Origin of the sequence: Amycolatopsis sp. NPDC023774, from assembly GCF_040639695.1 — a bacterium.
Lineage (GTDB): Bacteria > Actinomycetota > Actinomycetes > Mycobacteriales > Pseudonocardiaceae > Amycolatopsis.
This window is the reverse complement of sequence record NZ_JBFAAJ010000025.1, coordinates 104,619-116,487: the sequence shown is the minus strand read 5'-3', so window position 1 is coordinate 116,487 and position 11,869 is coordinate 104,619. Positions and strand designations below refer to the sequence as shown.

At 70.2% G+C, this 11,869-nt stretch carries 12 protein-coding genes and 1 rRNA gene; 10 read left to right on the top strand and 3 right to left on the bottom strand.

The genetic code is table 11. The features are described 5' to 3' along the window. Positions 1-92: ribosomal RNA gene (rrf, locus tag AB0F91_RS35805) — 5S ribosomal RNA — on the top strand; the annotation flags it as partial. An 88-nt stretch (positions 93-180) separates the two neighbouring features. Here rrf and AB0F91_RS35800 read toward each other — a convergent pair. Beyond that, positions 181-624 carry an Lrp/AsnC family transcriptional regulator gene (locus AB0F91_RS35800; protein WP_360604923.1) on the bottom strand — a complete coding sequence of 148 codons (444 nt, stop codon included), beginning with the start codon at positions 622-624 and terminating at the stop codon, positions 181-183. 125 nt (positions 625-749) lie between these two features. Here AB0F91_RS35800 and AB0F91_RS35795 point away from each other — a divergent pair, with 125 nt between their 5' ends. From AB0F91_RS35795 to AB0F91_RS35770, 6 genes are all read left to right on the top strand, one after another. Continuing rightward, positions 750-1,178: a rhodanese-like domain-containing protein gene (locus AB0F91_RS35795; RefSeq protein WP_360604915.1), complete on the top strand. Its 429-nt coding sequence runs from the start codon at positions 750-752 to the stop codon at positions 1,176-1,178. Further along, a complete protein-coding gene (locus tag AB0F91_RS35790) occupies positions 1,175-1,924 on the top strand; it encodes a type 1 glutamine amidotransferase (protein ID WP_360604913.1) in 750 nt (249 codons plus the stop codon). Before AB0F91_RS35795 ends, AB0F91_RS35790 begins: the two co-directional genes overlap by 4 nt. A 94-nt stretch (positions 1,925-2,018) precedes the next feature. After that, positions 2,019-3,149, top strand: a complete 1,131-nt coding sequence (locus tag AB0F91_RS35785; protein ID WP_360604911.1) for an inorganic phosphate transporter — start codon at positions 2,019-2,021, stop codon at positions 3,147-3,149. Between the two features lie 55 nt (positions 3,150-3,204). Further along, positions 3,205-6,180: a bifunctional [glutamine synthetase] adenylyltransferase/[glutamine synthetase]-adenylyl-L-tyrosine phosphorylase gene (locus tag AB0F91_RS35780; protein WP_360604909.1), complete on the top strand. Its 2,976-nt coding sequence runs from the start codon at positions 3,205-3,207 to the stop codon at positions 6,178-6,180. 26 nt (positions 6,181-6,206) lie between these two features. Continuing rightward, entirely contained in the window at positions 6,207-6,638 is a 432-nt protein-coding gene (locus AB0F91_RS35775) for an acyl-CoA thioesterase (protein ID WP_360604907.1), read from the top strand. Then, a complete protein-coding gene (locus AB0F91_RS35770) occupies positions 6,635-7,267 on the top strand; it encodes a class I SAM-dependent methyltransferase (RefSeq protein WP_360604905.1) in 633 nt (210 codons plus the stop codon). Before AB0F91_RS35775 ends, AB0F91_RS35770 begins: the two co-directional genes overlap by 4 nt. Here AB0F91_RS35770 and AB0F91_RS35765 read toward each other — a convergent pair. Beyond that, positions 7,255-7,386: a hypothetical protein gene (locus tag AB0F91_RS35765; protein WP_360604903.1), complete on the bottom strand. Its 132-nt coding sequence runs from the start codon at positions 7,384-7,386 to the stop codon at positions 7,255-7,257. The two genes, AB0F91_RS35770 and AB0F91_RS35765, sit on opposite strands and share 13 nt — an antisense overlap. Before the next feature lie 82 nt (positions 7,387-7,468). Then, complete coding sequence (locus tag AB0F91_RS35760; protein ID WP_360604901.1) at positions 7,469-8,035, bottom strand: TetR/AcrR family transcriptional regulator; 567 nt, start codon at positions 8,033-8,035, stop codon at positions 7,469-7,471. Positions 8,036-8,256: 221 nt separating this feature from the next. On the opposite strand from AB0F91_RS35760, the gene AB0F91_RS35755 reads away from it, so the two are divergent. The 3 genes from AB0F91_RS35755 to AB0F91_RS35745 are packed head-to-tail and all read left to right on the top strand — an operon-like array spanning position 8,257 to position 11,829. Then, positions 8,257-8,709 (top strand): (2Fe-2S)-binding protein, encoded by a 453-nt coding sequence (locus AB0F91_RS35755; protein ID WP_360604899.1) that lies wholly within the window; start codon positions 8,257-8,259, stop codon positions 8,707-8,709. Then, positions 8,696-9,658: a xanthine dehydrogenase family protein subunit M gene (locus AB0F91_RS35750; protein ID WP_360604897.1), complete on the top strand. Its 963-nt coding sequence runs from the start codon at positions 8,696-8,698 to the stop codon at positions 9,656-9,658. The genes AB0F91_RS35755 and AB0F91_RS35750 overlap by 14 nt, the downstream gene beginning before the upstream one ends. Beyond that, positions 9,655-11,829, top strand: a complete 2,175-nt coding sequence (locus AB0F91_RS35745) for a xanthine dehydrogenase family protein molybdopterin-binding subunit (protein WP_360604895.1) — start codon at positions 9,655-9,657, stop codon at positions 11,827-11,829. Before AB0F91_RS35750 ends, AB0F91_RS35745 begins: the two co-directional genes overlap by 4 nt. Positions 11,830-11,869: the final 40 nt, after the last annotated feature.

Here is an 11,869-nt window from a genome sequence, read left to right as displayed (position 1 = left end):
CGCCCGGTCCCATTCCGAACCCGGAAGCTAAGCCTGGTAGCGCCGATGGTACTGCAACCGAAGGGTTGTGGGAGAGTAGGACGCCGCCGAACTAACAGTACAGTCAGGCCCCGGTCTGAGAACGCGAAAGCGGTTCTCCCGGGGCCTGACTGCATTTCCACACGTTTCGGCAAAGTCGTCTCAGCTCGGGCGGGTGATGGGCCGGCTCACCACGGGAGACGAAAAGACCAGCGAGGTCATCGTCTCGCCGTAGCGCTGAGCGCGCTCCACAAAGATCTCCAGCTCACCCGTGGAACGGCACCTCACGCGCAGCAGCCAGCACTCGTCGCCCGTGATGTGGTCGGCGGAGACGACCTCGGGCAGCGGCAGGATCGTCGAGCGGAACCGCGGTCCGTCGAGGCTGCGGACGCGCACGCGGACCATCGCCTCGATCGGCAGGCCCAGCTTGGCCGCGTCGATACGGGCGCCATACCCCGTGATCACCCCGCGCTGCTCGAGGCGGCGCACTCGCTCCGTCACGGCCGGAGCGGACAGCGACACGCGCCGGCCGAGCTCGGAGAACGTGAGGCGGCCGTCGGACTGCAGAAGCTCGATCAGCTGCCAGTCGACGGTGTCGAGGTCCACGAAATGGTTCACAGAACAAACTCCCGGCAGAGCGCGGCGCGGACGAGGAAATCCCAGGCTAACCGACCCGATTACCAGGGTTCGGCTCTGCGGCGAACACCCCGCACCAAGCGACGATTGACCCCATGAAACCCCGTATCCTCCAGTTCGAAACCCCGACCCCGAACGAAGCCGTCACGTACTTCGGCCGCGAACTCGGCTTCGAAGTCGACCCCGTCGACCTGGCCCAAGACCTCGCCGAAGGCCGCACCGACGGGTACGTGGCGGCCGAGACCCGCGGAGCCGAGGCCTACGCGAGAGCGCGCATCCCCGGTGCGATCCACCTGCCCTACCGGGAAATCACCGAGGACAGCACCCGCGACCTCGACAAGAACCTCGTCTACGTCTGCTACTGCGAAAGCATCCACTGCAACGCCGCCACCCAAGGTGCGCTCCGCCTGTCCGCGCTCGGCTTCACCGTGAAGCGGCTCTCCGGCGGCATCACCACGTGGCAGAACGCGGGCTACCCCACCGACACCGCGCAGCTCGCCCCACTCCGTACCCTGGAGAGGTGACACGTCTGCTGATCATCCAACCCGACGCCGGCGACCCCCTCGGCCCGCTCGGTGACTGGCTGACCGAGGCCGGCGCGGAGCTCGATGTCCGGAACCCACCGGAGCATGAGCTGCCGGCGGACCTCGACGGCTACGCGGGCGTCATCTGCCTCGGCGGCGGCATGGGTGCGCTGGACGACGAACATCACCCGTGGCTCGCCGACGTCCGCAAGCTGCTGAGCCAGGCCACGGGCAAACAGGTCCCGACGCTCGGCATCTGCCTGGGTGCCCAGCTGCTCGCCGCGGCCACCGGCGGCCAGGTCGTGGTCGGCGAGGACGGGCCCGAGGTCGGCCCCGCGCTGGTCTCCAAGAAGGACGCCGCCTGGACCGACCCGCTGTTCGCCGACCTGCCGCTGATGCAGGACGTGATCCAGTTCCACAACGACGTGATCAAGCGCCTCCCGCCCCGTGCCGAGCTGCTCGCGTCCGCGCCGCTGTACCAGAACCAGGCCTTCCGCCTGCGCCGCTGCGTCTACGGCGTGCAGTTCCACATCGAGACGACACCGGACGTCGTGCGCCGCTGGGCCGAGGACGAGCCGGAGATGGCGGAACTCACCCGTCCGGGCGCGTTGGAGCCGGAGAAGCTGATCTCCGTGCACGCGGACATCGCCGAGACCTGGCGGCCGTTCGCGCATCGGTTCGTCCGATTGGCCGCTGGAGAGCTCGAATCTGCGGCGGAAAGTCAACGCACGTTACCGCTGGCTTAACGGATGACGCACGGATCACTAACGCAGCGTTGACGATTCACTCGATCGGTCAGGTACCTTGCGTGAGATGCTCCCGTAGGTATGGAGGACCGGGGTGGATCCCTCGCTAGTGGTCGTCGTCGTGATCGGCACGGCCCTCGTCTTCGACTTCACCAACGGCTTCCACGACACGGCCAACGCGATGGCTACCTCCATCGCCACGGGCGCGCTCAAACCGCGGGTCGCGGTAGCCATCTCGGCGGTACTGAACCTCGTCGGTGCGTTCCTGTCGGTGGAGGTCGCGAAAACGATCTCCAGCGGCCTCGTCGACGACACCAAGATCGGGCCGTCGATCGTCTTCGGCGGGCTGATCGGGGCGATCGTCTGGAATCTCGTGACCTGGTACGTCGGCCTGCCGTCAAGCTCGTCGCACGCTCTGTTCGGCGGCCTCATCGGCGCCACCTGGGTTTCGGCGGGCGCCGACTCCGTACACTTCGGCAAGATCGTGGACAAGGTCCTCGTGCCGGCCGCCGCGTCCCCGGTCATCGCCGGCGTGGTCGCTGCCGCCTTCACGTACCTGGTCTACAAGCTCTTCGTCCGCAAGCGGGGCGGCCGCGGCTTCCGCGTCGGCCAGATCGTGTCAGCGTCGCTCGTTTCCCTCGCGCACGGCACCAACGACGCCCAGAAGACCATGGGCGTGATCACCCTGACGCTGGTCAGCGCCGGCGGCCTGCCGGCGGGCTCGGCGCCGCCGGTGTGGGTGATCATCAGCGCGGCGTCGGCCCTCGCGCTCGGCACGTACCTCGGCGGCTGGCGCATCACGCACACGCTCGGCAAGGGTCTCACCGACATCGAGGGCCCGCAGGGCTTCACCGCACAGACGAGCAGCGCCGCCGTGATCCTGCTGTCGTCCCACTTCGGCTTCCCGCTCTCGACCACGCACGTGTGCTCCGGCGGGATCGTCGGCTCGGGCGTCGGCAGGCGCGAGGCGCCGGTGCGCTGGCGGATGGCCGGGCGCATGGTCGTGGCCTGGCTGTTCACGCTACCGGCGGCCGCACTCGTCGGCGCGGCCGCGGGGAAGCTCGCCTCGCTCGGCACGGCGGGGACCATCGGCGTCGGCGTGGTGGGCATCGCCATCGGGATCGGCATCTACGTGCTCTCGCGCCGTCGGCCTGTGACCGCGCACAGCTTCCAGGTGCCGGAGCCTTCGGCCGTCGACCCGGAACCCGACCGCCTCGCCGCCTGAAAGTGAACGCGTGCCTGCCTGCTCAGCCGACGCGGATCCGGCTACGGTGAACGAGATGGCAGAGCGCGCGCGGACGGCCGCATCGGCGGCCCGGTACGGCTTCACCGACGACAAGGCCGACGCCCAGTTGCACGCGGCGGGCTGGTGGGACGCCGCGGGACCGGTCGAGGGCACCGCCGACGTGCTCGCGGCCCTCTCCCGCGCCGCCGATCAGGACCTCGCGTTGCAGGGCCTCGACCGCATCCGCGAAGCCGACGAAGGCGCGTGGCCCGAGCTGGACCGCGCCTTGCGCGACAACCGGACGTTCCGCGGCCGCCTGCTCGGCGTGCTGGGCACCTCCACCGCGCTCGGCGACTTCCTCGCCGCGAACCCCGGCGAGTGGCACTCCCTCGCCGACCACCGCTGCACCGTGCCCGAGCGGTTCGCCGACCGGCTGCTCGACGACCTGCGCCAGGACGACGGCACGTACGTGACCGGTCTGGCCGCCGAGCAGGCGCTGCGGACGGCGTACCGGCGGCTGCTGCTCGGCATCGCGGCCGTCGACCTCGGGCACCTCGTGGAGGAGGGGCTCGACCACCCGTCGTTCAAGGACATCACCCACCAGCTGACGCTTCTGGCCGAGGCCGCGCTGAGGGCGGGCCTCGCCGTGGCCGAGCAGGAGGTCGGGGCGAGCGCCGAAGGTGCGCTGGCCGTGATCGCGATGGGCAAGACCGGCGGACGCGAACTCAACTACGTGAGCGACGTCGACGTGATCTTCGTCGGCGCCGGCGACCTCGGTGTGGCGACGCGGCTGGCCAGCACGATGATGCGGGTAGTCGGCAAGGCGTGCTTCGAGGTCGACGCGGCGCTGCGGCCGGAAGGCAAGAGCGGGGCGCTCGTGCGCACGCTCGAGGGGCACACGGCGTACTACCGGAAGTGGGCGAAGACCTGGGAGTTCCAGGCGCTGCTCAAGGCGCGCCCGGTCGCGGGTGACACCGCGCTGGGCCAGGAATACGCGGAGATGGTCGCACCCATGGTGTGGTCGGCCGCGGACCGCGAGAACTTCGTGACCGAGGTGCAGCAGATGCGCCGGCGCGTGGAGGACCACGTCTCCGCGGAACACGCCGAGCGCGAGCTGAAGCTGGGCCGCGGTGGGCTGCGCGACGTGGAGTTCGCCGTGCAGCTGCTGCAGCTCGTGCACGGGCGCGTGGACCCCGAGCTGCGCTCACCGTCCACAATGGATGCGCTGGCGGCGCTGGGTGAGGGCGGGTACGTCGGGCGCGCGGACTCGGCGGAGATGGGCACTTCGTACGAGTTCCTGCGCACCGTCGAGCACCGGCTGCAGCTGCGCCGGCTGCGGCGCACGCACTTGTTCCCGGCGTCGAACGACACCGATGAGCTGCGCATCCTCGCGCGCGCGTGCGGGATTCGCGCGGTGCGTGGGCGCAGCCAGGGTCAGGAGCTGCTCGCCGAGTTCCGCCGGCACGCGCAGGGCATCCGGCGGTTGCACGAGAAGGTCTTCTACCGCCCGCTGCTGCAGTCCGTCGCGAACGTGCCGACGGAAGCGTTGCGGCTCACGACAAAGCAGGCCGCGAGCCGGCTCGCCGCCCTGGGTTACGCGGCGCCGGAAGGCGCGCTGCAGCACATCAAGGCGCTGACTTCGGGCGTCTCCCGGCGCGCGGCGATCCAGCAGGCGTTGCTGCCGGTGCTGCTCGATTTCCTCGCCGACACACCGGATCCCGACGGCGGTCTGCTCTCGTACCGCAAGGTGTCCGAGGCGCTCGAGGACACGCCGTGGTACCTGCGCGTGCTCCGCGACGAGGGCACGGTGGTGGAACGGCTCGCGTTCCTGCTGGGGACGTCCAAGCTCGTGCCCGACCTGCTCGTGCGCGCACCGGAAGTGTTGCAGCTGCTGGGAGAGCCGGCTCGGCTCACGGGGCGCAAGCCGGCCGAGGTGGCGACGTCGTTGCGGGCGGCCGTCCGGCGCCAGCCCGGGTTGAACGCGGCGGTCGCGGCGGCGCGTTCGTTGCGGCGGCACGAGTTGCTGCGTGTGGCGTGTGCGGATTTGCTCGGACTGCTGGACGTTCCGGCGGTGTGCGAGGCGCTTTCGAGTGTGTGGGTCGCCGTGCTGCAGGGCGCGCTGGCCGCCGCGTACCGGCAGCGGCAGGCGGAGCTGGGACGCACGCCGGCGACGGTCGCTGTGATCGGTATGGGCCGCCTCGGTGGCGCGGAGCTGGGTTACGGCTCGGACGCCGACGTGCTGTTCGTCTGCGAGCCGGCGGAAGGCGTGTCGGACTCGGACGCGGTGAAGTTCGCTTCGTCGGTGGCCGAGACCGTGCGCAAGATGCTGGGCGCACCGAGTTCGGACCCGGCGCTGGTCGTCGACGCGGATCTGCGGCCGGAGGGACGCAGCGGGCCGTTGGTCCGGACATTGGAGTCGTACCGCGCGTACTACCAGCGCTGGGGCGAGGTCTGGGAGTCGCAGGCGCTGCTGCGCGCGCGGTTCATCGCCGGTGACGAGGAGCTGGGCGAGCGGTTCATCATGATGATCGATCCCGTGCGCTACCCCGAGGGCGGCCTGGACGCGACGAAGGCCCGCGAGATCCGCCGCATCAAGGCGCGCGTGGAAACCGAGCGGCTGCCCCGCGGTGCCGACCCGACGCGCCACACGAAGCTCGGCCGCGGCGGGCTGGCCGACGTCGAGTGGACCGTGCAGCTGTTGCAGCTGCAGCACGCGCACGAGCAGCCGAGCCTGCGCACCGCGTCGACGCTCGATGCTTTGACGGCGCTCGCGGAAACGGGGCTGGCGCCCGCGGAGTCGGTGGACTACCTGCGCGAGGCGTGGCTGCTGGCCACGCGCGTGCGCAACGCCGGGATGCTCGTGCGCGGCAAGGCCGTCGACGAGGTGCCCAGCTCGGGCCGTGACCTCGCCGCCGTGGCGCGCGTGTTCGGCTACACCGTGGACGACGACCCGGGCGAGTTCCTCGACACGTACCGTCGAGTCACGCGCCGCGCCCACGCCGTGGTCGAGGAGCTGTTCTACGAGACCTAGGTTTCGCCGAGATCTAGAGTGTCGGAGTGACCGATCGCGAACCGTTCCGCACCCGGATCAAGGTGCGTCACTACGAGCTCGACTCGCTGGGCCACCTCAACCACGCCGTCTACCACTCCTACGGCGAGGTCTCGCGCATCGAACTCTTCGAATCCGCGGGCGATTCCCGGCTGCGCGAGGAAAACCTCGCACCGGTCCTGCTGGAGTCCCACATCGTCTACCGCCGCGAACTCCGCGCCGGCGACACCGTCGACGTCACCTGCGACGCCCGCTTCGGCGACGGCAAGGTCTTCTGGATGACCTCCCGCATCCTCAAACTCGACGGCACCCTCTCGGCCGAGATCACCTGCACCGTGGGTCTGATGGACCTGCAGGCCCGCCGCCTCGTCGACGACCCTCGCGGCCGCTTCGAACGCGCCGGCCTCAACCTCAAGGTGCTCTCGACGGGGGAGCGGTGACCTCCTGGCTGTCGGAGATCCGCGCCTCCTACGACACCGTCGCCCCTAGCCACTCGGTACAGCTGCGCGACGCCCTCGCCGGTAAGCCTCACCTGCGTTCATTGCTGAAGTTGTTCGCGGAACTCACCGACGGCCGCGTCGCCGACCTCGGCTGCGGACCCGGCTGGGTCACCGCCCACCTGCGCACCCTCGGCGTCGACGCCTTCGGTCTCGACCTCTCACCCGAGATGATCGCCTTCGCGCGCCGCACCCACGCCGGCGCCCCCTTCGCCGTGGTCTCGATGACGGACCTTCCCATCCCGACCGATTCGTTGGGCGGCATTCTCGCCTTCTGGTCCCTCAGCCACCTCCCCGACGCGGCCCTGCCCACCGTCTTGGCGCACTTCCACCGCGCCCTCCACCCCGGCGGCGTGGTCCTGGCGGGCTTCCACGTCGGCGGCAAAACCACCTGCAAGACTTCGGGCTACGGCGGGCACCCCATGCCCGTCCACATCCACCGCCGCCGCCCCGCCACCATGTCGGCCTTCCTGCGCGCTGCCGGCTTCTCCATCGAATCGGAACACCTGCTTGACCCGGACGCCCGCGTCTCCGGCGGCGTGGTCATCGCGCGGGCCGGTCAGTCCCAGTAGTCGAAGAGCGCTTCGCCCAGGTTCGCGGGTCGCCAGTAGGCGACGTCCACGGCGAACACGTGCGGCCACTCCTCCGGCTCGAACGGCCCGCTCAGCTCGGCCGCGGTCAGCACCCGCAACCGGCATCCCCGCTCGCCAGGCCCCGTGGTTTCGAGACCGCCAACGGAAGTCACGTACGTCGACCACGGCACCGACGACAGGTCAGTCCGCGCGCATCCCTCGCCACACGAAGTCCACGAGGCTTTCCGTGGCCGCTTTCCAGTCCTCGGCCGGGCTGAGCAGCAGCAAGCCCGCCATGGCGCGCATCACCGTGTCCACCGAGGTGTCCGGGCGGACGGTGCCGGCGGCGATGTTGGCCTTCAGCAGGGTGTCGAGGGCGTCGACCAGGGACTTGTACGCGTGGGCCGGCAGTTCGGCGCCGCTCGAGGTTGCGCGCAGGGCCTTGGCCAGGCCGCGTTTGGTGATCAGGTAATGCGCGAGGTGATCGCTCGCCCACACCCGGAACGCCTGCTCGGGTGGGCACCGCTCCAGCAGCGCCGGCGCGACGTCGACGAGCTGGCACACCTCGCGCTCGTATACGGCGAGGATGAGGTCGGCTGCGGTGGGGAAGTGGCGGTACACGGTGCCGACGCCGACCTCGGCCTGCTTCGCGATGGCGTTGAACGAAACCTCTCCCGAGCACGCGAGGGACTGGGCCGCGACGGCGAGGATGCGTTCGTGGTTGCGCCGGGTGTCCGCGCGTCGCGGGCTGACCGATCCCGTCGACATCGTCCCTCCCCGTTCTCGAGCGGCGTCTTCCCTGCTCACGACTGTAGTGCAGGTCCCCGACCGGCTCCAGGACCCGCGCTTCGTTGCGAAGCGGATAGTAATCCGATAGCCTCGGGAACGCGAGCTTGATGCGGATGACTATCCGCTAGCCTACCCGGCGCTCGCGTTCCGAGTGGCCGGCTTCTTCCACCACAACCCCACCCTGCGGGAAAGAGATCCCAGTGGACGTCTCCCTCGAAATCAACGGACGAGTCGAACGGCTCGCCATCGACCCCGGCGTGACGCTGCTCGACGCGCTGCGTGAACGCCTGGGCGTGACCGGCCCCAAGAAGGGCTGCGACCGCGGTCAGTGCGGCGCGTGCACCGTGCACGTCGACGGCAAACCCGTGCTCTCGTGCCTCACCCTGGCGGCCACCGTGCGCCGACCGGTCACCACGGTCGAAGGTCTGTCCACAGAGGACGGATTGCATCCCGTGCAACAGGCGTTCGTGGACCAGGACGCGTTGCAGTGCGGCTTCTGCACTTCCGGGCAGGTGATGTCGGCCGTCGCCGCCGTGCGCGACGACGTCACGGACGTCCGCGAGTTCATGTCCGGCAACCTGTGCCGCTGTTCGGCGTACCCGAACATCGTGGCGGCGGTCGAGCAGGCGAGGCGGGCCGATGCGACCGTTTGAGCTGACCGCGCCCACCACCGTCGAAGACGCGCTCGACGCGTCCGGAACCTTCCTCGCCGGCGGCACCACGCTCGTCGACCTGATGAAGCTCGACGTCCTCACCCCACAGCGGGTGCTGGACATCAACGATCTCCCGCTGCGCGGCATCGACACCACGGACGGCCTGCGTTTCGGTGCCCTGGAACGGATGGGCGACATCGCCGCGCATCCCGGCGTGTACCCGGCGATCTCGCGCGCACTGCTCCTGAGCGCTTCGCAGCAGCTGCGGAACATGGCCAGCATCGGCGGCAACCTGATGCAGCGCACGCGGTGCTCGTACTTCCGCGACGTCACCATGCCGTGCAACCGGCGCGACCCGGGCAGTGGCTGCTCCGCGCTGGCGGGCGTCAACCGCATGCACGCGATCCTCGGCACCAGCGACTCCTGCGTGGCGACCCACGCCAGCGACGTCGCCGTGGCGCTCGTCGCGCTGGACGCCGAGGTGGAACTCACCGGCAAGACCGGCAAGCGCACGGTGAAGCTCATCGATTTCTACCGCACGCCAGGCGAAACGCCGGACGTCGAGAACGACCTGCGACCCGGCGAGCTGATCACCGAGGTGCGCGTGCCGCGGCTGGACTGGGCCGAAAACTCCACCTACGTCAAGGTTCGCGACCGCCAGTCGTACGAGTTCGCGCTGGCTTCGGCCGCGGTGGCGCTGGACGTGCGGGACGGCGTGATCGCCGACGCGCGGGTGGCCGTCGGTGGGGTGGCGACCGTGCCGTGGCGGCTCACGACGGTGGAGGAAGCGTTGCGGGGCGAGAATGTCACGCAGGAATCGTTCGAGCAGGCCGCCGCGCTGGCCGCGGAAGGCGCGCGGCCGCTCGCGTTCAACTCGTTCAAGGTGTCCCTGGTGAAGCGCACCGTCGTGCGCGCGCTGCTGGAGCTGACCGAAGGGAGCCGTCGATGACGGACAGGCTCGACGCGCCACTGAAGGTCACCGGGCGCGCGAAGTACGCGATGGACCACAACTTCCCGGGCATGGCGTACGGCTACGTCGTGGTCAGCACCGTGGCCCACGGCCAGGTCGAGAGCATGGACGTGGGCGCGGCGAAGGAGGCGGCGGGCGTCCTCGGCGTCTACACCCCGTTCGACCGGCTGGACCTGCGCACGCCGCCGGTGTCGCCGATCATGGGCGAGACCTGGGTGCCGCTGCGCAACACCGACGTCGACTACTACGGGCAACCGATCGGATTCGTCGTCGCGGAGTCGTTCGAGCAGGCGCGTGACGCGGCGATGCTGGTGAAGGTGTCCTACGACGAGAAGCCTGCGCTGGTGTCGTTCGACGAAGGGCTCGCCTCGGCCGAGGACGCGCCGGAGTCGCGGGGGAACCCGCCGCGGATCGAGGTGCTGGCCGACGACGTCGAGTCCATTGAGGACGTTTTCGCCGCGGCGCCGTTCGTGGTGGACCACGCTTATCGCACGGCCACGCAGAACCACGCCGCGATGGAACCGCACTCGGCCGTCGCGGTGTGGGACGACGGCGAGCTCACCGTCTACACCGGCAACCAGGGCAGCAACCTCGTCGCCACGGAGCTCGCCGGCGCGCTCGCCCTCGACGTCTCGGCCGTGCACGTGATCAACCCCTACGTCGGCGGCGCGTTCGGCGGCAAGGGTCGCACGTCCACGCCCGCGTTCCTCGCGGCCGCGGCGGCGAAGGAGCTGGGCCGGCCGGTGAAGGCCGCGCTGACGCGCGAGCAGGTCTTCACGGCGACGGCCACGCGCGCCGCGACGCTGCAGAAGGTCACCATCGGCGCCGACGCTGACGGCACGATCCTCGGCCTGCGCCACGACTCGTGGTCGAGTACGGCGATGGATCGGTCGTTCGTCGAGCCGACGTCGCACGGCACCTCGCGCGAGTGGTACGCCACGAAGAACCTCTCCATCAGCCAGAAGATGGTGCCGCTCAACATCCCGCCGACCACGTTCATGCGGGCGCCGGGCGAGGCGCCGGGCTCGTTCGCGCTGGAGAGCGCGATGGACGAGCTGGCCGTCGCGCTCGACATGGACCCGATCGAGCTGCGCGTGCGCAACAGCTCGCTCGCCCCGCCCGGCAAGGACCTGCAGTGGTCGAGCAAGCACCTCGACGAGTGCTTCGCCATCGGCGCGCGCGAGTTTGGCTGGTCTGATCGGCAGCCGCACGGCCGCGTCGACGGCGACTGGCTCGTCGGTGTCGGCATGGCGACCGCGATGTTCCCCGCCCTGCGCTTCCCCGCGACGGTCGGCATCACGCTCCACGCGGACGGCACTGCCGAGGTCGCCACCAGCGGTGCCGACCCGGGAACGGGCCTGCTGAACGTGATGTCTTCGGTGGGCGCGGAGTCGCTGGACCTCGCGCCGTCCCGGATCACCCCTCGACTGGGCGACTCCAAGCTCCCCCCGGGCGGCATGTCCGGCGGCTCCACCGCGACCGCCAGCGTCGGTACCGCGATCATGCTCGCGGCCGGCGAGGTCCTCGATGCGCTGCTGGCCCTGGCTTCCGCGCCCGGCGCCCCTTTCGCGGGCCAGGAGGTGACCTACGCCGACGGCCATGTCCACGGCGACACCGACACCATGCCCTTCGGCACGCTGCTGCGTTCCGCGGGCCGGGATTCCTTGTCGGCCACGGGCTCGTCGGCGCCGGGTGAGGAGCTGACCAAGCACTCGTTCAGCTCGTTCGGCGCGCAGTTCTGCGAGGTCCGCGTCCACCGCCTGACCGGTGAGGCCCGCGTCTCCAGGCTGCTCGGCGTCTTCGACGGCGGGCGCATCATCAACGACAAGCTCGCCCGCAGCCAAATCAAGGGCGGCATGATCTGGGGCGTCTCCGCGGCGCTGCACGAGGCCCTCGAACTCGACACCTGGGGCCGCTTCGCCACGGGCGACTTCGCGAGCTACCTCCTGCCGGTCAACGCCGACATCCCCGACATCGACGTCCACTTCGTCCAGTACCCCGACACCTTCCACAACGCCGTCGGCGCCCGCGGCATCGGCGAGATCGCCACCGTCGGCGTCGCCGCCGCCATCGCCAACGCCATCTACAACGCGACCGGCGTGCGGGTCCGCCACATCCCGATCATGGTGGAGGACCTGCTGGTGGACTGAGGCTTTCCGGGCGGGGGTGCGAAAAACGGGACGGCGGCCG